Consider the following 24,791-nt stretch of genomic DNA (forward strand, 5'->3'; position numbering starts at 1 on the left):
CTAGAAATGCGCCGGCCACAGTCGCTGCCGACTGTGGCCGGTGGTTCGAAAAGGTTGGCCGAATGATAGGCGAGAACCCAGCCGGTGACAAAAGCCGTCCTCAGCCGACGCCGCGCGCGATGTCGTGCAGGCGGGCAATACGCTCGGCCGTCTCGGGGTGGGTACGGAACAGGCCGGCCAAGCCTTCGCCGGACAGCGGGTTGATGATCATCATCTGTGCGGTCTCCGGATGCGCCTGGGCGGTCGGCATCGCGATGCCCTGCGCGTAGTACTCGATCTTCTGCAGTGCGCTCGCCAGCGCCAGTGGGTCGCCCGAGATCGCCGCCCCGCCTCGGTCGGCCTCGAATTCGCGCGCGCGCGAAATCGCCATCTGGATCAGACTGGCCGCCAGCGGCGCCAACAGGCCGACCGCCAGGCGCGGCAGTAGGCCGACCGGCTCACCGTTCTCGTCGCGTCCACCGAACCACATCGCGAAGTTCGCCAGTGCCGAAATCGCGCCGGCCATCGTCGCCGACACGGTCGACAGCAGGGTGTCGCGGTGCTGAACGTGTGCGAGCTCGTGCGCCATCACGCCGCGAAGCTCGCGGTAGTCGAGCATGCGCATGATGCCGGCTGTGGCGGCCACCGCGGCATGCTGCGGGTCGCGGCCGGTGGCGAAGGCGTTCGGCTGCTCCTCGTGGATCACGTAGACACGCGGCATCGGCAAGCCGGCGCGCTGGGCGAGCTCGGCCACCAGGCCGTAGAACTCCGGCGCCGACTGCGCGTCGACTTCTTGCGCGTTGTACATGCGCAACACCATCTGGTCGGAGTTCCACCACGCCCACACATTCATCGCGCCGCCGAACAGCAGCGCCATCAGCATGCCGCTCTTGCCGCCGATCATGCCGCCGATCACCATGAACAGCGCGACGATCGCCGCCATCAACACGCTGGTCTTCAACCAGTTGTCCATCCGCTGCCTCCCTTGAAAAAGTCTGAATGGCGTCGCCGAGAGCCGTTAACAATACTCAGCGAAGCGGTCCCGGCTAGGCGCGCTGCCGCAGACAGCACAAGTAGTACGGCAAGGCAGCGCAACAACGCCGGGAGAAGTTTGTTGACCGCTCTAGGCGCCGAGCCGGCTGCCGACCAGACCTGGCCGCCCCGCGGCGAAATCGCGCGCTGCCAGGCGCTTGCCACCGGCCGCCTGCAACTCGGTGACGCGCACCGCGTCGCTGCCGCAAGCCACCACCACGCCGTCCGTGTCGGCCGCCAGCACCTCGCCCGGCTCGCCCTGCCCTGCCACCACCTCGGCCAGCCACAGCTTCACCGGTTCGCCGGCGAGCACGGTCACCGCGCCCGGCACCGGGTTGAACGCACGGATGCGCCGCGCCAGCTCGTCCGCCGGTTGGTTCCAATCGAGCTGCGCCTCGGCCTTGGAAAGCTTCTGCGCATAGGTGACGCCCTCTTCCGGCTGCTTCACCGGGGTCAGGCCGTCGAGCTTCGCCAGCGTGTCGACGATCGCGTGCGCGCCGATTTCGGCCAGCTTGTCGTGCAGGCTGGCACCGGTCTCGTCGGCGGCGATCGCCACCGGGTAGATGGACAGCATGTCGCCGGTGTCGAGACCGACGTCCATCTGCATGATGGTGATGCCGGTCTCCTTATCGCCCGCCTCGATCGCACGCTGGATCGGCGCGGCGCCACGCCAGCGCGGCAACAGCGACGCATGGATGTTCAGGCAGCCGCGCGCCGGGATCTCCAGCACTGCGCGCGGCAAAATCAACCCGTAGGCGGCTACCACCATCAGCTCGGCACCGATCTCGGCGAGCATAGACTGCGCCTCCTCGGTCTTCAGGCTGAGCGGCTGCTCGACGCGCAGGCCGTGCTCCAGCGCCAGCGCCTTCACCGGGCTTGGTTTCAGTTTCATGCCACGACCGGCCGGACGGTCGGGCTGGGTCAGCACCAGCGCGATCTCGTGGCCGGCGGCGATCAACGCGGCCAGCGCCTGGGCGGCGAATTCGGGAGTACCGGCAAAAATCAGCTTCATGAGAGCCCTTTATAAATCAGAAGGGGGCAGCACACTGCTGCCCCCGAAGGTTCGGCCAAGCCCGGCGCCTCGGGCGCCCGGGCTCAGAGGTTGTTGCGTTCGTGCTTCTTCATCTTGGCCTTGATGCGGTCCTGCTTGAGCCGCGACAGGTACTCGACGAACACATGGCCATTGAGGTGATCGATCTCGTGCTGCAGGCAGACGGCCAAGAGGCCGTGCGCCTCCACCTCGAACGGCTGGCCGTCGCGGCCCAGCGCGCGCACCTTCACGTGCTCGGCGCGGGTCACCTTGTCGTAGATGCCGGGCACCGACAGGCAGCCTTCCTCGTAGACAAGCTCGCCGTCCTTCTCGATGATTTCCGGATTGACGAACGCGGCCAGCTCGTTGTGCTCTTCGGACAGGTCGATCACCAGCACGCGCTCATGCACATTGACCTGCGTCGCCGCCAGGCCGATGCCGCGCGCGGCGTACATGGTCTCGGCCATGTCGTCGATCAGCGTGCGGATACGCTCGTCCACCTCGGCGACCGGCTTGGCCACCTTGTGCAGGCGTTCATCGGGATATTGCAAAATGTTCAGCAGGGCCATGCGCCGTATCGCTCCAGTGGTTGTCGCCTGCCTCCAGGCGTACCGATAGTAATGACAATTGAATAGAATGGCCGACGGGCCGCGCCGCCAATTGCGGCGCTTCCCGTTTATATTGGGGCATTCTTCATGCGTAAAAGTATTATAACGCCCCTTTTCGCGTTGATCCTCGGCCAAACCGCGCCGATCGTCGCGATGGCGTATCCACGGAGTAGCGATGTCCACACCGCATGACTGGCTGACGCTGGCTCTGACCCCCGGGGTCGGACCGGTCGGCTTCCTGAAACTGATCGAGGCGTTCGGCTCGGCCGCCAGCGCCTGCCGCGCCAGCCGCAGCCAGCTCGAACCACTGATCGGCCGCGAAGCCGCCGACGCGCTGAAGGGCGATGCCGCCGCCGAATCGGTCACCGCCGCGCTCGCCTGGGCCGAGCAGCCCGGCTGCAGCCTGATGACGCTGCTCGACGACGACTACCCCCCCGATCTGGCCGCCAGCCACGGCCCGCCGCCGCTGCTGTTCCTACGCGGTCGGCGCGAGTTGTTGGCCCGGCCGATGCTGGCGGTGGTCGGCAGCCGCCATGCCACTCCGCAGGGCTGCCGCGACGCCGAGGCATTTGCCGCCGGCCTGGCCGGCGCCGGCTACACCGTGGTGTCTGGGCTCGCCGCCGGCGTCGACGCCGCCGCGCATCGCGGCGCCCTGGCGCAGCCGGCCAGCACCGTGGCGGTGATCGGCACCGGCATCGACCGCGTCTACCCGGCCGGCAACAAGGTGCTGGCGCAGCAGATCGCCGAAGCGGGGCTGATCGTGTCCGAATTCGCGCTCGGTATCCGGCCGCTGGCCGGCAACTTCCCGCGCCGCAACCGCATCATCGCGGCACTGACGCGCGGCTGCCTGGTGGTGGAGGCGAGCGTCGACTCCGGCTCGCTGATCACCGCCCGGCTCGCCGCCGAGGCCGGCCGCGAGGTGCTGGCGATCCCCGGCTCGATCCACAATCCGCAGGCGCGCGGCTGTCATCGTCTGCTAAAAGAAGGGGCGAAGTTGGTCGAGACGGTCGACGATGTGCTCGACGAGGTGGGCCGGCCGGCCGTGCCGAAAGCGGAGCCACGCCGCCGCGCCGCCGCGACCGAGCCGCCCCAGCCGGCCGAAGCGGAGACGCCGCTGCTTGCCGCGCTCGGCTTCGAGCCGGTCGATGCCGACACCCTGGCCGTGCGCCTCGGGTTGACGGCCCAGCAGGTTTACGCGATGCTGCTTGAGCAGGAACTGGCCGGTCGGGTCGCAAGCCTGCCCGGTGGCCGCTTCCAGCGCCTTGGCTGAACCCAAGCCACCTTTTCCCCGCTGTGAGATCCAATGTTTGACGTATTAGTTTTCCTCCTCGAAGAGTACCAGGACCTCGACACCTGCCCCGAGCGGGAGGACCTGTCGCGCCACCTGTCGGCCGCCGGCTTCGAAGACGAAGACATCGACGACGCGCTGAACTGGCTCGACACGCTGTCCGAGCTGGGCGACGAAGCCTACGCTGGCGCCAACGAGGGCGTCAGCCTGCGCCTGTACGCCGAGTCCGAGATCAAGCGCCTGCCGACTGCGGTGCGCGGCCTCTTGCAGTTCCTCGAGACCGAGGGCGGCCTGACGCCGGCGCAGCGCGAACTGACCATCGATCGCCTGCTGGCGCTGCCCGACGACGAGATCACCGTGCAGGCGGTCAAGCTGGTCGCGCTGATGGTGCTGTGGAGCCAGAAGGCCGAGCTTCCCTTCCTGCTCGGCGAGGACCTCTTGGCGGTGATCCACGGCGAACCGACCATGCAGTAACGGATACCTGAACAAAAGCCGCGACTGAACGATTGTAATATTCCCTCACAACCCCAAGCTTGCAGGGGGGCGGAGGCTGCTCTACCATCCCGCCCCATCTGATCCAAGCGGTCAATGACGAACAACCCCGACAAGAGCGCCCCTTGCGCTCTTGTTTTCTTTGACGGATACAGGATGTGTCAGCCTGCGCACGACGCGCAGGTTCAATGGTGCACGCGGACATGCCTTCAAGCCTCTTGATTGTCGAATCGCCGTCCAAGGCGAAGACACTGAAAAAATACCTGGGCGCGGACTTCGAAGTCCTCGCCTCCTACGGTCACGTGCGCGATCTGGTGCCGAAGAACGGCGCGGTCGACCCGGACAAAGACTTCGCGATGAAGTACCAGCTGATCGCGCGCAACAGCAAGCACGTCGACGCGATCGTCAGCGCGGTGCGCGAAGCAGACCATGTCTACCTGGCGACTGACCCGGACCGCGAAGGCGAGGCGATTTCCTGGCATCTGGTGCAGATCCTCAACGGCAAGAAGCTCTTGAAGGACAAGACCGCCCAGCGCGTGGTGTTCCACGAGATCACCAAAAACGCGGTGCTCGAGGCGATCCAGAACCCACGCGACATCGCGCAGGACCTGGTCGACGCGCAGCAGGCGCGCCGTGCGCTCGACTACCTGGTCGGTTTCAACCTGTCGCCGCTGCTGTGGAAGAAAATCCGTCGCGGCCTGTCGGCCGGCCGGGTGCAGAGCCCGGCACTGCGGCTGATCTGCGAGCGCGAGAACGAGATCCGCGCCTTCACCGCGCAGGAATACTGGTCGGTACACCTGGACAGCCACAAGAGCCGCACCAAGTTCTCGGCCAAGCTGACCCAGCTTGCCGGCAAGAAGCTCGAACAGTTCGACATCCCGAACGAGGCCGAACAGGCCGCGATCCTGGCACGGCTGGCCGGCCAGAGCGCCACCGTTGCCGCGATCGAAAAGAAGAAAAAGACCCGCAATCCAGCCGCACCGTTCACCACCTCGACGCTGCAGCAGGAAGCCGTGCGCAAGCTCGGCATGACCACCGACCGCGCGATGCGTACCGCCCAGCAGCTGTACGAGGGTATCGACGTCGGCCAGGGTACCGTCGGTCTGATCACCTATATGCGTACCGACTCGGTGGCGCTGGCAGCCGAGGCGATCACCGAGATCCGCCACTACATCGAGAACAAGTTCGAGCCGGCCTTCCTGCCGAAGAGCCCGGTGGCGTTCAAGAACAAGTCGAAGAACGCCCAGGAAGCCCACGAGGCGATCCGTCCGACCTCGGTGTACCGCAGCCCGGAGGCGGTGAAGCCGTTCCTCACCTCCGACCAGTTCAAGCTCTATGAGATGATCTGGAAGCGCACGCTGGCGTGCCAGATGGCCCCGGCCAAGTTCGACACCACCGGCATTGACATCGCGGTCGGCGAAGCGGTGTTCCGTGCGTCCGGCCAGGTCCTGGTGTTCGCCGGCTTCCTCGCCGTGTACGAGGAAGACGTCGACGACGCCGAGGACGAGGACAGCGCCAAGCTGCCGGTGCTGGAGGAAGGCGAGACGCTGCCGGTCGACAAGCTGTACGGCGAGCAGCACTTCACCCAGCCGCCGCCGCGCTTCACCGAGGCATCGCTCGTGAAGGCGCTGGAAGAGTACGGCATCGGCCGCCCGTCCACCTACGCCAGCATCATCTCGACGCTGAAGGACCGCGAGTACGTTACGCTCGACAAGAAGCGCTTCGAGCCGACCGACACCGGCGACATCGTCAACAAGTTCCTGACCGAGCACTTCGCGCAGTACGTCGACTACAACTTCACCGCCAAGCTGGAAAACCAGCTCGACGAGATCGCCAGCGGCCAGCGCCAGTGGGTGCCGGTGATGGACAGCTTCTGGAAGGGCTTCAAGAAGCAGATCACCGAGAAGGAAGGCATCTCGCGCGCCGAGGTGACCACCGAGAACCTCGACGAGGCCTGCCCGAAGTGCCAGAAGCCGCTGATGATCCGCTTCGGCCGACGCGGCCGCTTCATCGGCTGCTCGGGCTACCCGGAGTGCGACTACACCCGCGACATGAACGAGACGGCCGAGAGCGCCGCCGCCGCGGCCGAAGAGCCGACCTTGGTCGAGGGCCGCGACTGCCCGGAATGCGGCGGACAACTGCTGATCAAGAAGGGCAAGTACGGCAAGTTCATCGGCTGCGCCAACTACCCGAAGTGCAAGCACATCGAGCCGCTGGAGAAGCCGAAGGACACCGGCGTCACCTGCCCGGAGTGCAAGACCGGCCACCTGATCGAGCGCAAGAGCCGCTACGGCAAGCTGTTTTACAGCTGCAACACCTATCCGAAGTGCAAGTACGCGACCTGGAACCCGCCTATCGCCGAACCGTGCCCGCAGTGCGGCTGGCCGATCCTGACGATCAAGACCACCAAGCGTCGTGGCACCGAGAAGGTGTGCCCGCAGAAGGAATGCGGCTACGCGGTGCAAATCGCCCCACCGGAAGGCAAGGAAGAAGCCGCACCGGAGGGCGCCGCCGACTAAGCGCCCTACCCGATCCGGTTTGGCAAACCCTTGATTTTATTTACCAAAACTGGGATTCAGCCACTATACTGGGTTCGTGGGGAGTGGTTGGCCCCCTTTGGAAGGTCAGGGTGATCCTGGCCAGTACGGCGCCAAGACGGGCCGGAATGCCTTCTTAGGCATATCAAACGCCGCTGCAAGGCGGCGTTTGCTATGGGTGCGCGTCAACGGCGTGCGGTGCCCTAATGAAGATCAACAGCCAATCCCTATTCGGCGGAGCAGCGATACTCGCCGTCATTTTCTTCGCCACCGAAGCGTGGCCGCTGTTGGCCGTGGTACTGCTGGTGGTGTTTTGCGGCCTGGTGGTGGCCGACCGCGAGCAGCTGGCGGTGATCGCACGCGACGCCGATACTGCCGCGATGTTCGTCGACTGCCACAGCCAGCCTTTGTTGTCGCTCGACCACTTCCGTGGCCACGAGCTGATCGGTTACCGGTCCGGTTACCCGGTGTACCGCACTTTGGCGGGACGCGGTGCGCACTGGGGGCTGGTCGGCCATGAGGACGAGGTGGACGAAATGCCGCGCGGCGCCATACGGGTCTTTCCCGGTTTCATCTATCGTCGTCTGGACGACTGAACGCCCACCCCATAGGCGTTCGGCCAACCTCCTCTCCCCCGGCTACGGCCGGGGGTATCATTTGTGCCTCTGGACGGACTAAGCTGCCAGCATGTCCTCTCCCGGATCAGCACGATGGCCGACTTCGACCGTTTCTACCGTTTCTATCTCGGCGAACATGCCAACCCTATCTGCCGCCGCCTGCACTTTGTCGGCAGCAGCTTGGTGCTCGCCATCTTGCTCGCTGCCCTGCTGACCCGACACTGGGCGCTACTGTGGCTGGCGCCGCTGGCCGGCTACGGCTTTGCCTGGGTCGGCCATTTCTTCTTCGAGCACAACCGCCCGGCGACCTTCCGCCATCCGTGGCTGAGCCTCGCCGCCGACTGGGTGATGTATGGGCAGATGCTGCGCGGCCAGCACTGGCATTGAAGGTCACTAACAAAGCCCTCCCGGCGTCGTTGCGCTGCCTTGCCGTACAACTTGTACTGTCTGCGGCAGCGCGACTAGCCGGGACCGCTTCGCTGGGCTTTGTTAGCGACTTGGGTAGCGCTTAAATGCCGCCCACGTTGACCGAATCCCGCTCAGCCGAACAACACCAGCCCCCACATCGCCGCCAGGTTCACCAAGCCCAGCAGCTGCGCGGCGCTGCCCAGGTCCTTGGCGCGCTTGGCGAGGGGGTGGCGCTCCAGCGAGATGCGGTCGACCGTCGCCTCGATCGCCGAGTTGAACAGTTCGATCACCAGCGTCGCCAGCGAACTCGCCACCAGAATCGCGCGCTCGGCGCGGCTGGCATCGATCACGAACACGAGAGGGATCAGGATCGCCGCCAGCAGCAGCAGTTGGCGGAACGCCGCCTCGTGGCGCAGCGCAGCGGCCAGGCCATCGAGAGAGTAGCCAAGGGCGTTGAAGAGGCGCTTCACGCCGGTCTTGCCCTTGAACGGGCTGGCAGGGTCGGGAGTGGTCATCGCAGGTGGGCTCGGCCCGGACAGTTACGGAAAGCGGACAAGGATAGAATCAGGACAGCTGCATGGCCAGTGTGCGGCGCTGCTTCGGTGCCGCAGCGAGCCATTCGAGCCGCTTGTCGAACGCCGGGCTGACCCAGGCGGTGCCATCGGCGTCGATCAAGAGCACGTATGGCGTGCCGAAGCGTGCCGCGTAACGGCCGGCACCGGCAGGGCCGGCGAAATAGATCGGCTTGCCCGCCACGTCGGCGCGGGCGCCAGCCTCGGGGCCGGCCGGCATCAGCACGGTGACCGCCTGCAGCTTGCAGTCGGTGCTGCCGTCGCGCGGGTCGACCAGGTGGCAATGCCGGCCGCCTCGGTCGCTGAAGTAGCGCTGGTAGTCGCCCGAGGTGGCGACCGCCTCGCCGTCGGCGAGCGCCAATACCGCCATCGCCTCGCTCTTGCGCGGGTGCTGGATGGCGACCTTCCACGGCGTGCCGTCCGGCTGTTTGCCCAGCGCGATCACGTCGCCGCCGATGTCGACCAGCACCGAGCGCACGCCGGCCGCCAGGAGTTCGCGGCGTGCCCGATCGAGCGCCAAGCCCTTGGTGTAGCCGCCGAAGTCGAGCGAGAGCTCGCGGTTGCGGCTGGTGAGCCGGTCGCCGTCTATCGTCAGGTCGGCGAGACTGGGCCGGCTGGCGGCGAGCCGGGCGACTTCGGCCGGGTCGGGCGTGACCGGCGCGAAGCTGTCGGCGTGAAAGCCCCAGAGCGCGACCAGTTTGCCGATGCCCGGCGCAAACAGGCCGTCCGACCAGGATTCGAAACGCGCGCCGTCGCGGATCAGCCCGGCTAGCTCGGCATCGACCGTAGCCGGTCGGCCGGCGGCGATCGCCTGATTGACCTTGAACAGCGCACCGTCCTGTCGCCACGGGTGCAGTTTGACGTGCAGCTGGTCGAGGTCGGCCAGCACCGAGCGCACCACGTGTTCTGCCTGCTCCTCGGGCAGGCCGGCGACGGTCACCTCGACGTGGGTGCCGAACACGTACGCTTCCCGCTTGTACGGCGGCGCGGATGCTTTGCAGCCGGCCAGCAGCAGCACGGCCAACAAAATTGGCCGAAAGCGTTTTAGCCCTTGCCGCACGCTGCTTCCAGCGCGTCGATGAAGATCGATGCCACCGGGGTGCCGCTCTGTTCCATGATCTCGCGGAAGCAGGTCGGGCTGGTGACGTTGACCTCGGTGAGGTAGTCGCCGATCACGTCGAGGCCGGCGAACAGGATGCCGCGGCGCACCAACTCCGGGCCGAGCGCCTCGGCGATCTCGCGGTCGCGCGCCGAGATCGGCTGCGCGATGCCGGTGCCGCCGGCGGCTAGGTTGCCGCGCGTCTCACCGACCTGCGGCACCCGCGCCAGGCAATATTCGACCGGCTTGCCGGCGATCACGATCACCCGCTTGTCTCCCTGCTTGATCTCGGGGATGTAGCGCTGCGCCATCACGGTGCGACGGCCGCGGTGAGCGATGGTTTCGAGGATCACCGCCAGGTTCGGGTCCTGCGGGTTGACGCGGAAGATGCTGTCGCCGCCCATGCTGTCGAGCGGCTTCAGGATCACGTCCTGATGCAGGCGGATAAAGGCGCGGAGCCTGTTGATGTCGGGCGACACCAGCGTCGGCGCCAAGTAGTCGGGAAAATTCAGGATCGCGAGCTTCTCGTTGAAGTCGCGCATCGCCTGGCCGCTGTTGAACACGCGTGCGCCCTGCTGCTCGGCCATCGTCAACAGCTGGGTGGCGTACAGGTATTCCAGGTCGAACGGCGGGTCCTTGCGCATCAGCACCGCGTCGAACGACGACAAGGGCAAGCGTTCGACTTCGCCGAGCTTGTACCAGTGCTTCTGTTCGCCGGAATGGCCTGCGGTCAGCGTCAGCTTGACGGTGTCGGCCAGCACGCGGCCGCCCTCGACTGCGATGTCGCGCGCCTCGCAGAACGCCAGCGCGTGGCCGCGCCGGGCCGCCTCTTCCATCATGGCGAAGGTAGTGTCTTTGTAGATCTTGAAGTGGTCGAGCGGGTCGGCAATGAACAGGATGCGCATTGGGGGGTCTCCGGGGCGCGGCAGGCGCCCGCAGCGGAAAAGGAGTTGGCCGAACGCCTCAGCGCCCGGCCCCATCAATCAGGCTTCGGCGTCCGGGTCGGTCGCCTCAAGCTCTAGCGACGCGGCCAAGAGCGCCAGGCGAGCGATCACGCCATAGGCGTAGAAACGGTTCGGCGGGCAATCCGGCGTGCCCTTCTTGTCCGGCAGACAGGCCGACTCGAAGCTCAGCGGCACGAAGTGCATGCCCGGGGCGTTGAGGTTCTCGTCGACGCCGCGCCCGGTGTGGACGCGGTAGAAGCCGCCGATCACGAAGCGGTCGAGCATGTACACCACCGGCTCGGCCACCGCCTCGTTGACGGTTTCGAAGGTGTAGACACCCTCCTGGACGATTACCTCGGACACCTCCAGGCCCTCCTTGACCACCGCCATCTTGTTGCGCGCCTTGCGGTTCAGGCCGATCAGCTCCTCACCGGACTTCACGCTCATCACGCCCATGCCGTAGGTGCCGGCGTCGGCCTTGACGATGACAAAGGGCTCCTGCTCGATGCCGTACTCGGCGTACTTGGCGCGGATCTTGGCAAGCATCTCGTCGACCGCGCGTGCCATCTCCTCCTCGCCCTGGCGGGAATGGAAGTCGAGGCCGGACACCTGGGTGAAATACGGGTTGATCAGCCACGGGTCGATCGACAATAGCTGCGCGAATTCGGCAGCGACCTTGTCGTAGGCGGCGAAGTGGTTGGTCTTGCGGCGCACAGCCCAGCCGGCGTGCCACGGCGGCAGCAGTGTCTGCTCCAGGCCCTTGAACAGCTCTGGGATGCCGGCCGACATATCGTTGTTGAGCAGCACCACGCAGGGGTTGAAGCCGTCGGCGAGTACCAGGCGATTGCCGCGGCGCTCAATCGGCTCGAGCGTGACGCTGTCGCCGTTGGCGGTGGCCAGCGTGGTGATCTCGGTGATCTCCGGGTTGAGCGAACCGAGCCGCACCTTCAGGCCGGCCTGCTCGAGGATGTGCACCAGCGCAGCGACGTTCTGCAGATAGAAGGTGTTGCGGGTGTGGTTCTCCGGAATCAGCAGCACGCTCTTCGCTTCCGGGCAGACCTTCTCCACCGCGCTCATCGCCGCCTGCACCGCCAGCGGGGTGAAGTCGCTATTGAGGTTGTTGAAACCGCCGGGGAACAGGTTCATGTCGACCGGCGCCAGCTTGAAGCCGCTGTTGCGCAGGTCCACCGAGCCGTAGAAAGGTGTGGCGTGGACGTGCCACTGGCTGCGGAACCAGTGCTCGATATTCGGCTGAGCGGCCAGAATGCGACGCTCCAGCTCCAAGAGCGGCCCTTTCAGCGCGGTGGCCAAATGCGGTACAGTCATGATTCCCCCGATTCATGTTTGGATTGAATCGCTTCATGGTGGGGCCTGCCGCAGCGATCTTCAACCCCGTGACTATGACAGACGCGCAGCACTGCCGGCTTTCCAGAGTCGCCGCCAAAGCCCAGCGCAGCGGGCCCGGCTCACTCCCCTGTCACAGCACGCGAGCCCCACCGCGCTTCTGCATAGCGCAAAACGAGACGGGCCCGCCATTTCAGTCGTCGCCCCCGTACCCATAGTATGGCAAGGCCGAACAACAACATCGGGAGGGGCTGAGCGGTGCAGAAACTCGGCCGAGCCTCGCTCTGTCAGCGGCGCTTAGCCCGGCCAGGCTGCGCCGTACGCCTGCTCGTACAGGTCGGCGAGGCGGTCCCAGTCGAAGAAGTGATTCTGAGCCCCCAGGCTCGCGACCTTCACTGCGCCGATCACATTGGCAAGCCGTCCCGTCACCTGCCAGTCGAGGCCGTGCTTCAACCCGTACAACAGCCCTGCGCGGTACGCGTCGCCGCAGCCGGACGGATCGACCGGAGCCCCCGCCAGCGGCGCGCACGGAATCCGGTGCACGCCGTCTTCGGTGTAGATTTCCGAGCCCTGGCTGCCGCGGGTGACAACCAGTGCCTCGACCTTGCGGCGCAGCGCCTCGATCGGTAGGCCGGCGCGCTCCCGCATCAGCTCGCTCTCATAGTCGTTCAGCGTCACATAGGTGGCCAGTTCGACCAGCTCGTTCAACTCGTCGCGGGAAAACAGCGGCAGCTCCTGGCCCGGATCGAAGACGAACGGCACGCCCAGCTCGGCGAGCTCCCGGCAGTGCTGCAGGCAGCCATCGTGGCCGGACGGCGCGACGATCGCGACCTCGATCGGCTCGGCGACGTCGCGCATATGGTTGGTGGTCGAATGGTCGAACGCCCCCGGGTGGAACGCCATCAGCTGGTTGCCGTCGCGGTCGCTGATGATGAAGCACTGCGCGGTGAACTGACCGGGAATGGTCGTGATATGGTCGTCGCGCAGCCCTAACCGCTTCAGGTGTGTACGGTACGGCGCGAAGTCCTCGCCGACGGTGGCCATCACCAACGGCGACTCGCCGAGCAGCGCCAGGTTGTACGCGATATTTCCCGAACAGCCGCCAAATTCGCGGCGCATCGACGGCACCAGGAAGGTGGTGGAAATCTTGTGCAGCTGGTCGGGTAAAATCTGGGAGTCGAAGCGGTTGTTGAAAGACAGCAGGGTGTCGTAAGCCAACGACCCGCAAACTAGAATGGCCATGCGAACTCCGGGCGACAGGGCAATGTCGGAAAAGCCGGCAAGTTTACCATGTCATTACAGCACGACCCATTGCCAAACCCAAGCAAGTGACTCATCGATAAGGAGAATCCATGCCCAGGCCCTCTTCCGTTCTCGGCGCGCTGCGCCGCGGCAGTGCCATCGCCGCTGCCACTCTCGCACTGGCCCTGCTGGCTCCAGCCGCCAGCGCCGCACCGGATCTTGCCGCCAGCCGCTTCACCGAGCTTACCAGCGGTCGGCCCATCGGTATCGAGGCCACCCGCGGCAAGGTCACCGTGGTCAACTTCTGGGCGACCTGGTGCGCGCCGTGCCGCGAGGAGATGCCGATGATCGCCAACGTCGGCCGACAGCTGGCCGGTCGCGGCGTGACGGTGGTCGGCATCGCGCTCGACAACAAGGCCGAGGTCAACAACTTCCGCAAGATGTTCCACATCGACTATCCGATCTGGCTGGGCGACAGCGACACCATCAATCTGATGCGCAGTCTCGGCAACCCATCCGGCGGCCTGCCGTTCACCGTGGTGCTCGACCGCAGCGGCAAGCCGGTATCGCGCCTGCTCGGCAAGATGACCGAACAGACGCTGCGCCAGGCGGTCGAGCCCCGGCTGTGAGCTGGCTGCTCCCGCTCGCGCTGCCGGTCGGCGGCGCACTGTGGCTCGCCCTGTTCGGCCCACACTGGAGCTGGCTGGCCGGCTACGCGCTCGCGAGCTTGCTGACGTTCGCGCTCTACGCCCACGACAAGCGCCGCGCCGTCGTCGGTGGCTGGCGCGTGCCCGAGGCGACGTTGCACCTGATGGAACTGGCCGGAGGCTGGCCCGGCGCGCTCGCCGGCCAGCGCTGGCTGCGCCACAAGACGCAGAAGCGCTCGTTCCGCACGGTGTTCTGGCTGATCGTGCTGCTGCACTGGGCGCTGTGGGGCAGCTGGCTATGGTGGCAAATCCGTGCCCGTTGAATACCGTAGCAAAAAGAACAAGCCCCGCTATTGCGGGGCTTGTTTACTGAGAGCCGCTAACAAAACTCAGCGAAGCGGCCTTGGCTAGGCGTGCGGCCGCAGACAGTACAAGTTAGTACGGCAAGGCCGCACAACAACGCCGAGGGGATTTTGTTAGCGACTCTTAGCGTGGCATCAGCGTTGAGTGGTTGACTGAGCGGCATCTCCCAGCGGGTCCCGACCATACCGGTTGGACCCCTCGGTCCCCTTCAGGAAACCGTTTTCGACCACCAACCAGAGACCGCCGATCACGGGAACAAACCCGATCAGGTACCACCAGCCGGATTTATTCCTATCGTGGAAACGGTGTACCGATACCGACATACCGATGACACCGATGGCCAAGCCGAATAACACGATAAAAAGCGGCTCCATGGTGGCCAACACACCGATTGCCGTCAGCACACCGATCAACAGACCGGCAACGACCGCGACACAGAGGCTGATGGCCCAATAACCCGAGCGGCTGAGCCGGCCATTAAACGAGAACAAGTTATCAATCATCGTCGTTGAGACAAGTCATTATTGGATGAGCGCGCCATGTTAATGTCATATAAATAAAATGACAAATGACTCGATTGATTTTGTCTGACGGCATGAAGCCTTCCATGGCGCATGAAAAACGCTGGTCGAATGAGGCTCAGATATTCAGCGCCAGCCGGGTGCCCTGGTCGATCGCGCGCTTGGCGTCGAGCTCGACCGCCACATCGGCGCCGCCGATGCGGTGTACGGTCTTGCCCAGCGCCATGAGCGGCGCCTCCAGTTCGCGCAGCGGCTCCTGCCCGGCGCAGATCACCACATTGTCGACCGGCAGCACCGTGTCCTCGCCGCGGATCGTCACATGCAGGCCGGCGTCGTCGATCTTGCGGTACACAACGTCGCCGTGCATCTCGACCCGCTTCATCTTCAGGCTGGCACGGTGGATCCAGCCGGTGGTCTTGCCGAGGCCCTCGCCCGGCTTGCCGCTCTTGCGTTGCAACAGCCACACCTGGCGCGCGCTCGGCGCCGGCTGCGGGCGCATCACCCCGCCCGGCTGGGCATAGCGCATGTCCACGCCCCACTCGCGCATGAATTCCTCCACGTGCAGCGACGCCGATTCGCCCTCCTGGGTCAAAAACTCGGCGGTGTCGAAGCCAATGCCGCCGGCGCCGATGATCGCCACCTTCTCGCCCACCGGCTTGCCATATCGCAGCACGTCGAGGTAGCTGAGCACCTTCGGGTGGTCGATGCCGTCGATATCCGGGGTGCGCGGCTTGATGCCGGTGGCGAGCACCACCTCGTCGAAGCCGGCGAGCTCATTGGCGCCGACCCGCTCGCCCAGCCGCAGCGTCACACCGGTCTCCTTGAGCCGTTGGCCGAAGTAGCGCAGCGTCTCGTAGAATTCCTCCTTGCCGGGGATTTTCTTCGCCACGTTGAACTGGCCGCCAATCTCATCGGCCGCGTCAAACAGCGTCACCGCGTGGCCGCGCTCGGCGGCGGTGGTGGCGAACGCGAGGCCGGCCGGGCCCGCGCCGACCACGGCGATGCGCTTGGTGGTGACGGTCGATGTCAGCTTCAGCTCGGTCTCGCGGCAGGCATAGGGGTTGACCAGGCAGGAGGTCAGCTTGCCCTGGAAGATATGGTCGAGACAGGCCTGGTTGCAGCCGATGCAGGTATTGATCGTCTCTGCACGGCCGGCGGCGGCCTTGTTGACGAAGGCCGGGTCGGCCAGGAACGGCCGCGCCATCGACACCATGTCGGCACAGCCGTCGGCCAGCACCCGCTCGGCCACCGCCGGGTCGTTGATGCGGTTGGTGGTGATCAGCGGGATGTTCACCTCGCCCATCAGCCGCTTCGTGACCCAGGCGAAGCCGGCACGCGGCACTGCGGTGGCGATGGTCGGCACCCGCGCCTCGTGCCAGCCGATGCCGGTGTTGATGATCGTCGCGCCGGCCGCTTCCACCGCCTTGGCCAGCTGCACCACTTCGTCCCAGCTGCTGCCGTCGTGCACCAGGTCGAGCATCGACAGGCGATAGATGATGATGAATTCGGCACCGACCGCGGCGCGCACCGCGCGCAGCACTTCCAGCGGGAAGCGGATGCGGTTCTCGAAGCTGCCACCCCAGTCGTCCGTGCGCTTGTTGGTGTGGCGCACGATGAACTGGTTGAGCAGATAGCCTTCCGAGCCCATCACCTCGACGCCGTCATAGCCGGCCGCCTGCGCAAGCTTTGCGCAGCGCGCGAAGTCGGCAATGGTGCGGCGGATGTCATCCTCGCTCATCTCGCGCGGGGTGTAGAAGTTGATCGGCGCGGTAATCGGCGACGGCGCAACCAGCTTTTCCTGATAGCTGTACCGACCGGTGTGCAGGATCTGCATGGCAATCTTGCCGCCGGCCGCGTGCACCGCGTCGGTAACCAGGCGATGGTGCGGCACCTCGGCTTCGTCAACCAGCATCGACGCCCCGTCAGCGACGCGGCCCTCCTCGTTCGGGCCGACCCCGCCGGTGACGATCAGGCCAACGCCGCCGCGTGCCCGCTCGGCGTAGAACGCCGCCATCTTCTCGAAGCCGTTCGGCGCTTCTTCGAGGCCGGTGTGCATCGAGCCCATCAGCACGCGGTTTTTCAGGGTAGTGAAGCCCAAGTCGAGCGGAGCGAGCAGGTGCGGGTAAGCGGTCATTTTGGTTCCTCGTGGTTGCGCAAGCGCTTGTTTTGTCATGGTGTCAGCCTGTCGTTCGACGATACTTACTAGTTAGTAAGGTGTCAACGGCATGAAACCGATCTGGAACCCTGCTCTGCCTCTGGCGGTCGTTTCATCAGTCATCAGGCCGAACCGCCCGTCCGCGCTCATCCGACGTTCACTTGGCCCGCCCATCAGGCCGATTACACTGTCACCTCCCCCGGCCACGAGCCGGGTCGTTTTTAAGCACAGGAGATCCCCGTTTTGCTCAACACCGACCACTACCTCCAGCTCGTCGAACGCCTGAGCGACAACCTGCTCACCGGCCTTGCCAGCATCGGCCTGAACCTGCTCTTGGCACTGTTGATCGTCAGGCTGGGCTGGAAGATCAGCCGCCGCGCCGAGCGGGTGCTGGATGCGTCGCTGTCTCGCTCGCAGCGCATCGACGACACGCTCAAGCCGCTGTTGAAAAGCCTGCTGAGCTGGGCGCTGAAGATCCTGACGCTGGCGCTGGCGCTGTCGCAGATCGGTGTGCAGATGGCGACGATCGCCGCGATGCTCGGCGCCGCCGGCCTGGCGGTGGGCCTGGCGCTGCAGGGCACGCTGCAGAACATCGCCGCCGGCATCATGCTGGTGCTGCTGCGGCCATTCCAAGTGGACGAGTACATCGAGTGCGGCTCGATCCAGGGCACGGTGCACGAGATCGGCCTGTTCAACACCCTGGTCGAGCGCTTCGACGGCATCTACCAATACGTACCGAACAGCCAGCTGTGGTCGGGCAGCGTGCTCAACTACAGCCGTAACAGCCAGCGCCGCCTCGACGTGCCGGTGAAGATCGATTTTCGCGCCGATACCGACCGGGCGCTGGCGCTGCTCGACCGCTTCATCCGCCAGCACCCGCAAACCTTGGCCGAACCGGCGCCGCGGGTGATGGTGCTCGACGTCAACGACGCGTTCACCACGCTGAACATCCGCGCCTGGACGCGCAACGATAACTACTGGGACTTCCGCTGGGACGTGTATTCCAAGGTACGCGCGCTGCTGGAGGACGACGGCATCCCGCTGGCGGTGCCGAGCTACCAGGTGTTCGCGCCGGAAAACGCCGCCGCCGAGCAGCCGGTACCAGTGCCGCCGCGCACCAAGGTCTGAGTCGCCCAAACAACGACAAAGCCCGCCGACCGGCGGGCTTTTTTGCGTGCGGGCGTCAGGCGGCCTGCGGCGTAGCCTCGGCCGCCAGGTGGTGGTCCAGCCAAGCCAGTAGATCGCGTTCGACCTCGTCGCGGTGCGTATCGTTGTGCATCTCGTGACGGCCCCCCGGGTAGACAGTGACGGCAACATCGGCCAGGCCCGCCGCGCGGTAGCGACGCGCAAGCTGGTTCAGGCCGAAGCGCCCCAAGCTGACCGGGTCACGGCTGCCGGCCAGCAGCCACACCGGGCACTGCCGGTTGAAGCCCGCCCCGCTCGCCTCGGCGGTTTCCAGCGCGATGATGCCGCCGAACAGGTCGCGCCACAGCCCGGCGCTGACGTCGAAACCGCACAGCGGGTCGAAGCGGTACGCGTCGACCTCGTGCGGGTCGCGCGACAGCCAGTCGAAACCGGTGCGTGCCGGCAGGAAACCGAGGTTGAAGCTGCCGAACACCAGCCGGGCCAGCAACCGGCTCGGCGTAGCGAAGCCATGCTTGCGGCCCTGCTGCGCGGCGACGCCGCCGAGCACGGTGGCGAGCCAGCGCTGCCGATAGCCGGTGGCAGACAGCACCAGCCCGGACAGGCGCTCGCCGTGAGCGATGAAGAATGCCCGCGCGATGAAGCTGCCCATGCTGTGGCCGAACAGGAGCTGCGGCAGGCCGGGATACTGCATCGCGACCCATTCCTGTACCACGCGCAGGTCGTCGACCACCTTGTTCCAGCCGTCTACGTCGGCATAGTGACCGCGCACCGCCGGCGTCACGCCGTGACCGCGATGGTCGTGCGCGACCACCAGATAGCCGGCACCGGACAACCGCGTCGCCAGGCGATGGTAGCGCGCCGCGTACTCGCTCATGCCGTGCGAGATCAGCACGGTGGCGCGTGGTGCGCTAGCCGGCGCCCACAGGCAGACGGAAATGGCAGCGCCGTCGGTAGCGGTCAGGGAAAAGGTCTGCATCGGCACGGCACTCCGCGTCGGGGATGACCACAGCATTTAGCCACGCCGCACGCAAAAACGCCAAGGGGGCGTGATGGCGACGTCACAGACGGAAGAACTGCACGCTCTGGCCCAACTCCCCGGCCACGCTGGCGATCTTCTGGCTGCTCTCGTCGATGCTCTGCATCGCCGCGGTGGCCTCCTCGGCCATCTGCGCCATCTGCTCCATCTTTTTGGCGATGTCGGTACTGGCGGCCTTCTGCTCTTCCACCGAGGCGGCGATGCTGTCGATGTCCTGACCCGACTCGCGCACGCTGACATCCGACGCGCTGAACAGCGCCGCGACCGAACCGACCACCTCTCGGCTGGTCGCCAGCGACGACAGGCCCTGCTGCACCACCGTGTCGAGCGCCGCCGACTTCACGCCGAGCTGCTGGTTGACGGTGTCGATCTCGGACGCCGAGCTCGACGACTTTTCGGCCAGCTTGCGCACCTCGTCGGCCACCACCGCAAAACCACGGCCCTGTTCGCCGGCGCGCGCCGCCTCGATCGCGGCATTGAGCGCCAACAGGTTGGTCTGATCGGCAATGTCGCGCACTTCGCGGGTCATGGTGCTGATCACCTGGGTGCTCTGCACGAAGTCCTGCACTGAGCCGGCCAGATTCTGGATCACCGCCTGCATCTGCTCCATCTCGGCCTGCAGCTGGGCGACGCTGCGGCTGCCGGCCTGGCTGCTCCCCAGGTTGTCGGAGGCCTTCTGGCGCAACTCGTCGGCCGCATCGGCGACGCTGGCGATGCTCACCGTCAGCTGCTCTACCGCCGCCGCCGACGCGCTGGCGGCCGAGGCCTGGTGGCGGCTCGCGCCGAGCACCTGGCCGGACGAAGCCGCGAGCGCCTCGACCATGCGCTGCGACTCGTCCACACCGGCACGCACCAGCCGCACCGTCTTGCCCAGATTCCCCACCATCTTCCGCAGCGCGTGCTGCAGCTGGCCCACCTCGTCATCACCATCGACTTCCAGCTCGACAGCGAGCTGACCGGACGCCACCGCATCGGCCACCTCCACCGCATCGGCCAGCGGTCGGGTGATCGAGCGGGTAATGGTCAACGCCAGGAAGGCGCCGATCAGCAGCGAGACGGCCGACAGCGTCACGATCAGCGTCTCGCCAAAGGCGATCCTGGAATTGCCCTGCTGGGCGTCGTCTTCGTTCGACGCGAATTCGGTCTCGAGGAAGCTCTTCAGCGTACCGGCCAGCGCGTAGTTGCTCGACGACAGGTCGGCACCGATCAGGCTTCGCGCCTCATTGATCTGGCCACCCTCGTAGAGCTGCACCACCCGCGTCAGTTGCTTGTCGAGCGCGGCACGGTTGCCCTCCAGCTGCGCGAACAGCGTGCGCTCCTTCTCGAGCCCGTCCGGCCCGTTGACCAGCGCCTTGAGCTTGTCGAGTTCGGCCAGGTAGATCTGACGGTTCTCGCTCAGCACGGCCTTCTTGGAGGCACGCTGCGCGTCGTCCTCGGCGAACACATAATCGCCGGCGGCGCGAAACTCGGTCATCGTCGCGGTCTGCATCCGCGACAGCGCCTGCACATTCGGGTTGGTCACCTGGGTGATGGTGCGGAACTTGTTGGCCACCCCGGCCATCTCGACCCAGGCGCCGGCGGCGATCGCCAGCATCAGGGCGAGCATCACGGTGAAGGCCATCCCCAAGCGGCTGCCGATCGACAGGCGTCGAAACAGACTGTTCATATTCATCCTTGAATGCTTACAGCTAACGCGGTTTTTTTAAATCGAAGCTGATTATTAGAGATAAATCGAGTCTCAACAAGCATGCAAAGATGACAATTTGCTTCAGCCAGCCTCGCCGTCGCGGCGACGGTGCCGGGCGAAGCGGCGCAACGCCGCCGCCAGGCCCGGGTCGCTGATCGTTTCGGCCGCCGTCTCGAGCGCCTCGATGCCCGGCGCGCCGACCGTCAGCCGGTTGTAGCGCTGCGGCGTTAAGCTAGGCAGCACCACCCTCACCCGCACGGTCCGCGCGACGTAGCCGGCCTTGGCGAGCGCCGGCAGCCAGCCCGGTGCCATCAGGCGCAGCCGCGCCGCCACCGCGCTGGTATCGGCGAACAGCACCAGTTCGCCGTCGCGGATGCGCACCGCGCGGCAGTATCCGGCCAGGTTGGCCGGTACCAGCTTCTTGAACTGGCGATCAAGCGCCATCAGTGCCCTCGCCTGTTCGGTCAGGCGCGAGAGCTGGTTGTCCTTGCGGACGATGTCGGCGGGGGTACGGCTGTCGCGCATCGTGAGCTCTTTAAGACTGAGTTGGGAGTGCCATTGTAACGCGCCCCCGCCACCACCCAGCGCCGCCGTCGGCTGCGACGACGGACGGGACGCGCACCGAATGCGACACTCGACAGCGAATTCCGGCCGTGGCGCTTGAGGAATCGCCAATATGCCCCCATCCGGGGGACCAACGATGTGCTAAACTTTTGACCATTTTTTTGGCTTTGGGCCTGGACGAATCCGCATGATTTCGACGCTACTCAAGAAAGTGTTCGGCAGCCGCAACGATCGGTTGCTGAAGCAGTACCGCCAGACCGTGGCGCGTATCAACGGCATGGAAGACGCCATGAAGGCGCTCTCCGACGAGGCGCTGGCTGGCAAGACCGCCGAATTCAAGGACCGTCTGGCCAAGGGCGAAACGCTCGACGCGCTGTTGCCAGAAGCCTTCGCGGTGTGCCGCGAAGCCGGCCGCCGCGTGCTGGGCATGCGCCACTTCGACGTGCAGCTGATCGGCGGCATGGTGCTGCACGACGGCAAGATCGCCGAGATGCGCACCGGTGAGGGCAAGACCCTGGTCGCCACGCTGCCGGTGTACCTGAACGCGCTCACCGGCAAGGGTGTGCACGTGGTGACGGTGAACGACTACCTCGCCAGCCGCGACGCCGGCATCATGGCCAAGCTGTACAACTTCCTCGGCCTGTCGGTGGGCGTGAACCTGTCGCAGATGCCGCACGACGAGAAGCAGACCGCCTACGCCGCCGACATCACCTACGGCACCAACAACGAATTCGGCTTCGACTACCTGCGCGACAACATGGTGTTCTCCACCGGCGAGAAGGTGCAGCGCCCGCTCTCGTTCGCCGTGGTCGACGAGGTGGACTCGATCCTGATCGACGAGGCGCGTACCCCGCTGATCATCTCCGGTCCGGCCGAAGACAATATCGACATGTACCGCCAGATGAACGCGGTGCCGCCGCTGCTGAAGCGCCAGGAAACCGAGGAAGGCGAAGGCGACTACTGGGTCGACGAGAAGGCCAACACCGTGCTGCTGTCCGAGGCCGGCCACGAGCACTGCGAAGAGATCCTCGCCCAGATGGGCCTGTTGACCGACGGCGACAGCCTGTACTCGGCCACCAACATCACGCTGATGCACCACCTGATGGCCGCGCTGCGCGCCCACGCCGTGTATCACCTCGACCAGCACTACGTGGTGCAGGACGGCGAAGTGGTCATCGTCGACGAATTCACCGGCCGCCTGATGGCTGGCCGCCGCTGGAGCGAGGGCCTGCACCAGGCCGTCGAAGCCAAGGAAGGCGTCGAGATCAACCGCGAGAACCAGACCCTCGCGTCGATCACCTTCCAGAACTACTTCCGCCTGTACGACAAGCTGTCCGGCATGACCGGTACCGCCGACACCGAGGCGTACGAATTCCAGGAAATCTACGGCCTCGAGACCGTGGTGATCCCGACCAACCGCCCAATGGTGCGCGAGGACTCGCACGACAAGGTGTACCGCACCGCACGCGAGAAGTACGAGGCGCTACTGGCCGACATCAAGGACTGCCACGAGCGCGGCCAGCCTGCGCTGGTCGGCACCACCAGCATCGAGAACTCCGAGCTGGTCGCCGAACTTCTGCGCCGCGCCAAGCTGCCGCACAACGTGCTGAACGCCAAGGAGCACGCCCGCGAAGCCGACATCGTCGTGCAGGCCGGCCGCCCCGGCGTGATCACCGTCGCCACCAACATGGCCGGCCGCGGTACCGACATCGTGCTCGGCGGCAACCCGGCACCGCAGATCAAGGCGGTCGAGGCCGACGACTCGCTGACCGATGACGAGAAGCAGCAGCGCATCGCAGAAATCAAGGCCGAATGGCAGGAGCGCCACAACGCGGTGCTCGCCGCCGGCGGCCTGCACATCGTCGGCACCGAACGCCACGAATCGCGCCGTATCGACAACCAGCTGCGCGGCCGTTCCGGCCGTCAGGGCGACCCGGGCTCGAGCCGCTTCTACCTGTCGCTCGAAGACCCGCTGCTGCGCATCTTCGCGTCGGACCGCGTCGCCGCGATCATGGACCGCCTGAAGATGCCGGAAGGCGAGGCGATCGAGCATCCGTGGGTGAGCCGTTCGATCGAGAACGCGCAGCGCAAGGTTGAAGGCCGCAACTTCGACATCCGCAAGCAGCTGCTCGAGTACGACGACGTCGCCAATGACCAGCGCAAGGTGATCTACCACCAGCGCAATGAGATCCTCGAGACCGACGACGTGTCCGACATCGTCACCAATATGCGCGAAGGCGTGCTGGGCGACCTGGTCGACCTGTACATCCCGCCGGAGTCGATGGAAGAACAGTGGGACCTGTCGGGCCTGGAGAAAACGCTGGAGGCCGACTACCAGCTGTACGCACCGGTGGCCGACTGGCTGAAGGCCGAGCCGAACCTCGACATCGAGGAACTGAAGCATCGCATCCTCAAGCTGGCCGAAGAGCAGTACGGCGCCAAGGTGGCGTTTGCCGGAGACGACGTAATGCGGCAGTTCGAGCGCAGCTTGGTGCTGCAGATGCTCGACACCCACTGGCGCGAGCACCTAGCGGCGATGGACCACCTGCGCCAGGGCATCCACCTGCGCGGCTACGCACAGAAGAACCCGAAGCAGGAGTACAAGCGCGAAGCGTTCGAACTGTTCGCCTCGATGCTGGAGCGCGTGAAGAAGAGCGTGGTCGGCGTGCTGATGACCGTCGAAGTGCGCAGCCAGGACGATCTGGACGCGGTCGAACCGCACGCGCCGAGCGAGATGCAGCTGATGCACGCTGACGCGGTGAGTGGCTTGGCCGGCGGCGTGGCCGACGACGAGGACAACAACCCATACAGCCCGGCCGTACTGGCGGCGCAGGGCCTGCGCATCGGCCGCAACGACCCGTGCCCGTGCGGCAGCGGCCAGAAGTACAAGGCCTGCCACGGCAAGCTGGTTTGAGTCTGCGCTAGGCTGGTAACGAAACAGGGCCCCAATCGGGGCTAATGCCGTTCACTTAGCGGATCGAACCTGTTTGATTGAGTAACGGGACGGCAGCTTTTTCACCACGCGGGGGCATTCACGCCCCCGCCGTTGTTTCGGTAGCAGCAACTCCCCGAGGCGTTCCCGCAGACGCAGCAAGCGCGCCGGCAAGGTGCCGGGGCTGCTGATCGCCAGCCAGCTCCACTCATAGCGCAAATAATGCAGCGCTGTCGTAAAGCTAAGATCGGTCGGCGCAACCCCCACTTCCCGCGCGATCTCAGCCATCTCCAGTCGGACCAGGTTGTAGGCCAAGAGCGTTCCCCACACTTCCTGTCGGACGGTCTCCGGAGTGCCACTGCGTAACGTCAATTCGTCCCCCAACATGTCCTGCTTCAGCTCGCGGTAGCTGGTCTCGATGTGCCAGCGTTCCTGGTATTGCGCCGCGATCTCCTTGGCCGGCCACGCCTTGGTATCCAGCAAGGAGGTCAACAAGATGCGCCGGCGCCCATGCCGAGACACCGTTTCGATGGCCCGCGCTTCCCAGT

At 65.7% G+C, this 24,791-nt stretch carries 23 protein-coding genes; 9 read left to right on the forward strand and 14 right to left on the reverse strand.

The genetic code is table 11. The features are described 5' to 3' along the window. Window positions 1–100: 100 nt before the first annotated feature. The 3 genes from htpX to def all read right to left on the reverse strand — a co-directional run bounded on the left by htpX (window position 101) and on the right by def (window position 2,610). On the reverse strand, window positions 101–952 hold the full coding sequence (htpX, locus tag QU481_RS12720) for a zinc metalloprotease HtpX (protein ID WP_289830392.1): 852 nt from the start codon (window positions 950–952) through the stop codon (window positions 101–103). A gap of 150 nt (window positions 953–1,102) precedes the next feature. Further along, window positions 1,103–2,023 (reverse strand): methionyl-tRNA formyltransferase, encoded by a 921-nt coding sequence (fmt, locus tag QU481_RS12725; RefSeq protein ID WP_289830393.1) that lies wholly within the window; start codon window positions 2,021–2,023, stop codon window positions 1,103–1,105. Window positions 2,024–2,106: 83 nt separating this feature from the next. Continuing rightward, the gene (gene def / locus QU481_RS12730) at window positions 2,107–2,610 is read right to left on the reverse strand and encodes a peptide deformylase (protein WP_289830394.1); all 504 of its coding nucleotides are present in this window, start codon (window positions 2,608–2,610) and stop codon (window positions 2,107–2,109) included. A 214-nt stretch (window positions 2,611–2,824) separates the two neighbouring features. Between def and dprA the strand changes: the two genes are divergently transcribed. The 5 genes from dprA (at window position 2,825) to QU481_RS12755 (ending at window position 7,970) form a co-directional block, all read left to right on the forward strand. Continuing rightward, the gene (dprA, locus tag QU481_RS12735) at window positions 2,825–3,919 is read left to right on the forward strand and encodes a DNA-processing protein DprA (RefSeq protein WP_289830395.1); all 1,095 of its coding nucleotides are present in this window, start codon (window positions 2,825–2,827) and stop codon (window positions 3,917–3,919) included. Between the two features lie 33 nt (window positions 3,920–3,952). Continuing rightward, entirely contained in the window at window positions 3,953–4,411 is a 459-nt protein-coding gene (locus QU481_RS12740; protein WP_289830397.1) for a Smg family protein, read from the forward strand. A gap of 221 nt (window positions 4,412–4,632) precedes the next feature. Beyond that, window positions 4,633–6,948: a type I DNA topoisomerase gene (gene topA, locus QU481_RS12745; protein ID WP_289830398.1), complete on the forward strand. Its 2,316-nt coding sequence runs from the start codon at window positions 4,633–4,635 to the stop codon at window positions 6,946–6,948. A gap of 224 nt (window positions 6,949–7,172) precedes the next feature. Next, entirely contained in the window at window positions 7,173–7,562 is a 390-nt protein-coding gene (locus QU481_RS12750; protein ID WP_289830399.1) for a hypothetical protein, read from the forward strand. A gap of 114 nt (window positions 7,563–7,676) precedes the next feature. Further along, window positions 7,677–7,970 (forward strand): Mpo1-like protein, encoded by a 294-nt coding sequence (locus tag QU481_RS12755; protein WP_289830400.1) that lies wholly within the window; start codon window positions 7,677–7,679, stop codon window positions 7,968–7,970. 152 nt (window positions 7,971–8,122) lie between these two features. On the opposite strand, the gene QU481_RS12760 is transcribed toward QU481_RS12755, so the two are convergent. The 5 genes from QU481_RS12760 to QU481_RS12780 form a co-directional block, all read right to left on the reverse strand. Then, window positions 8,123–8,506 carry a diacylglycerol kinase gene (locus QU481_RS12760; protein WP_289830401.1) on the reverse strand — a complete coding sequence of 128 codons (384 nt, stop codon included), beginning with the start codon at window positions 8,504–8,506 and terminating at the stop codon, window positions 8,123–8,125. A gap of 49 nt (window positions 8,507–8,555) precedes the next feature. Further along, the gene (locus QU481_RS12765; protein WP_289830402.1) at window positions 8,556–9,524 is read right to left on the reverse strand and encodes an FAD:protein FMN transferase; all 969 of its coding nucleotides are present in this window, start codon (window positions 9,522–9,524) and stop codon (window positions 8,556–8,558) included. Between the two features lie 83 nt (window positions 9,525–9,607). Continuing rightward, window positions 9,608–10,567 carry a glutathione synthase gene (gene gshB / locus QU481_RS12770; RefSeq protein ID WP_289830403.1) on the reverse strand — a complete coding sequence of 320 codons (960 nt, stop codon included), beginning with the start codon at window positions 10,565–10,567 and terminating at the stop codon, window positions 9,608–9,610. A gap of 78 nt (window positions 10,568–10,645) precedes the next feature. Beyond that, a complete protein-coding gene (gene gshA / locus QU481_RS12775; RefSeq protein WP_289830404.1) occupies window positions 10,646–11,932 on the reverse strand; it encodes a glutamate--cysteine ligase in 1,287 nt (428 codons plus the stop codon). Between the two features lie 315 nt (window positions 11,933–12,247). After that, the gene (locus tag QU481_RS12780) at window positions 12,248–13,192 is read right to left on the reverse strand and encodes a carbohydrate kinase family protein (RefSeq protein ID WP_289830405.1); all 945 of its coding nucleotides are present in this window, start codon (window positions 13,190–13,192) and stop codon (window positions 12,248–12,250) included. 110 nt (window positions 13,193–13,302) lie between these two features. Here QU481_RS12780 and QU481_RS12785 point away from each other — a divergent pair, with 110 nt between their 5' ends. Further along, window positions 13,303–13,821, forward strand: coding sequence for a TlpA family protein disulfide reductase (locus QU481_RS12785; RefSeq protein ID WP_289830406.1), 519 nt, complete (start codon window positions 13,303–13,305; stop codon window positions 13,819–13,821). Continuing rightward, window positions 13,818–14,162: a DUF1294 domain-containing protein gene (locus QU481_RS12790; protein ID WP_289830407.1), complete on the forward strand. Its 345-nt coding sequence runs from the start codon at window positions 13,818–13,820 to the stop codon at window positions 14,160–14,162. The genes QU481_RS12785 and QU481_RS12790 overlap by 4 nt, the downstream gene beginning before the upstream one ends. A 174-nt stretch (window positions 14,163–14,336) precedes the next feature. On the opposite strand, the gene QU481_RS12795 is transcribed toward QU481_RS12790, so the two are convergent. Further along, complete coding sequence (locus tag QU481_RS12795; protein ID WP_289830408.1) at window positions 14,337–14,705, reverse strand: DUF805 domain-containing protein; 369 nt, start codon at window positions 14,703–14,705, stop codon at window positions 14,337–14,339. A 136-nt stretch (window positions 14,706–14,841) separates the two neighbouring features. Continuing rightward, a complete protein-coding gene (locus tag QU481_RS12800; protein ID WP_289830409.1) occupies window positions 14,842–16,857 on the reverse strand; it encodes an NADPH-dependent 2,4-dienoyl-CoA reductase in 2,016 nt (671 codons plus the stop codon). 264 nt (window positions 16,858–17,121) lie between these two features. Here QU481_RS12800 and QU481_RS12805 point away from each other — a divergent pair, with 264 nt between their 5' ends. Continuing rightward, window positions 17,122–18,006, forward strand: coding sequence for a mechanosensitive ion channel family protein (locus tag QU481_RS12805; RefSeq protein WP_289830410.1), 885 nt, complete (start codon window positions 17,122–17,124; stop codon window positions 18,004–18,006). A 55-nt stretch (window positions 18,007–18,061) separates the two neighbouring features. On the opposite strand, the gene QU481_RS12810 is transcribed toward QU481_RS12805, so the two are convergent. The 3 genes from QU481_RS12810 to QU481_RS12820 all read right to left on the reverse strand — a co-directional run bounded on the left by QU481_RS12810 (window position 18,062) and on the right by QU481_RS12820 (window position 21,272). Next, the gene (locus tag QU481_RS12810) at window positions 18,062–19,000 is read right to left on the reverse strand and encodes an alpha/beta hydrolase (protein ID WP_289830411.1); all 939 of its coding nucleotides are present in this window, start codon (window positions 18,998–19,000) and stop codon (window positions 18,062–18,064) included. Between the two features lie 82 nt (window positions 19,001–19,082). Further along, the gene (locus tag QU481_RS12815) at window positions 19,083–20,726 is read right to left on the reverse strand and encodes a methyl-accepting chemotaxis protein (RefSeq protein ID WP_289830412.1); all 1,644 of its coding nucleotides are present in this window, start codon (window positions 20,724–20,726) and stop codon (window positions 19,083–19,085) included. A 102-nt stretch (window positions 20,727–20,828) separates the two neighbouring features. Then, complete coding sequence (locus QU481_RS12820; RefSeq protein ID WP_289830413.1) at window positions 20,829–21,272, reverse strand: DciA family protein; 444 nt, start codon at window positions 21,270–21,272, stop codon at window positions 20,829–20,831. Window positions 21,273–21,498: 226 nt separating this feature from the next. On the opposite strand from QU481_RS12820, the gene secA reads away from it, so the two are divergent. After that, on the forward strand, window positions 21,499–24,225 hold the full coding sequence (gene secA / locus QU481_RS12825) for a preprotein translocase subunit SecA (protein ID WP_289830414.1): 2,727 nt from the start codon (window positions 21,499–21,501) through the stop codon (window positions 24,223–24,225). A 51-nt stretch (window positions 24,226–24,276) separates the two neighbouring features. Here secA and QU481_RS12830 read toward each other — a convergent pair. Continuing rightward, the coding region (locus tag QU481_RS12830) for a transposase (protein ID WP_289830415.1) at window positions 24,277–24,791 on the reverse strand (515 nt) is incomplete at its 5' end.

Source organism: Crenobacter oryzisoli (assembly GCF_030385785.1).
In the GTDB taxonomy this organism is placed as follows: Bacteria; Pseudomonadota; Gammaproteobacteria; order Burkholderiales; family Chromobacteriaceae; genus Crenobacter_A; species Crenobacter_A oryzisoli.

What these genes read in the sequence shown, in the direction of transcription:
- htpX (WP_289830392.1), bottom strand. Translation starts at nt 952, where the DNA reads ATGGACAACTGGTTGAAGACCAGCGTGTTGATGGCGGCGATCGTCGCG.
- fmt (WP_289830393.1), bottom strand. Translation starts at nt 2,023, where the DNA reads ATGAAGCTGATTTTTGCCGGTACTCCCGAATTCGCCGCCCAGGCGCTG.
- def (WP_289830394.1), bottom strand. Translation starts at nt 2,610, where the DNA reads ATGGCCCTGCTGAACATTTTGCAATATCCCGATGAACGCCTGCACAAG.
- dprA (WP_289830395.1), top strand. Translation starts at nt 2,825, where the DNA reads ATGTCCACACCGCATGACTGGCTGACGCTGGCTCTGACCCCCGGGGTC.
- QU481_RS12740 (WP_289830397.1), top strand. Translation starts at nt 3,953, where the DNA reads ATGTTTGACGTATTAGTTTTCCTCCTCGAAGAGTACCAGGACCTCGAC.
- topA (WP_289830398.1), top strand. Translation starts at nt 4,633, where the DNA reads ATGCCTTCAAGCCTCTTGATTGTCGAATCGCCGTCCAAGGCGAAGACA.
- QU481_RS12750 (WP_289830399.1), top strand. Translation starts at nt 7,173, where the DNA reads ATGAAGATCAACAGCCAATCCCTATTCGGCGGAGCAGCGATACTCGCC.
- QU481_RS12755 (WP_289830400.1), top strand. Translation starts at nt 7,677, where the DNA reads ATGGCCGACTTCGACCGTTTCTACCGTTTCTATCTCGGCGAACATGCC.
- QU481_RS12760 (WP_289830401.1), bottom strand. Translation starts at nt 8,506, where the DNA reads ATGACCACTCCCGACCCTGCCAGCCCGTTCAAGGGCAAGACCGGCGTG.
- gshB (WP_289830403.1), bottom strand. Translation starts at nt 10,567, where the DNA reads ATGCGCATCCTGTTCATTGCCGACCCGCTCGACCACTTCAAGATCTAC.
- gshA (WP_289830404.1), bottom strand. Translation starts at nt 11,932, where the DNA reads ATGACTGTACCGCATTTGGCCACCGCGCTGAAAGGGCCGCTCTTGGAG.
- QU481_RS12780 (WP_289830405.1), bottom strand. Translation starts at nt 13,192, where the DNA reads ATGGCCATTCTAGTTTGCGGGTCGTTGGCTTACGACACCCTGCTGTCT.
- QU481_RS12785 (WP_289830406.1), top strand. Translation starts at nt 13,303, where the DNA reads ATGCCCAGGCCCTCTTCCGTTCTCGGCGCGCTGCGCCGCGGCAGTGCC.
- QU481_RS12795 (WP_289830408.1), bottom strand. Translation starts at nt 14,705, where the DNA reads ATGATTGATAACTTGTTCTCGTTTAATGGCCGGCTCAGCCGCTCGGGT.
- QU481_RS12800 (WP_289830409.1), bottom strand. Translation starts at nt 16,857, where the DNA reads ATGACCGCTTACCCGCACCTGCTCGCTCCGCTCGACTTGGGCTTCACT.
- QU481_RS12810 (WP_289830411.1), bottom strand. Translation starts at nt 19,000, where the DNA reads ATGCAGACCTTTTCCCTGACCGCTACCGACGGCGCTGCCATTTCCGTC.
- QU481_RS12815 (WP_289830412.1), bottom strand. Translation starts at nt 20,726, where the DNA reads ATGAACAGTCTGTTTCGACGCCTGTCGATCGGCAGCCGCTTGGGGATG.
- QU481_RS12820 (WP_289830413.1), bottom strand. Translation starts at nt 21,272, where the DNA reads ATGCGCGACAGCCGTACCCCCGCCGACATCGTCCGCAAGGACAACCAG.
- secA (WP_289830414.1), top strand. Translation starts at nt 21,499, where the DNA reads ATGATTTCGACGCTACTCAAGAAAGTGTTCGGCAGCCGCAACGATCGG.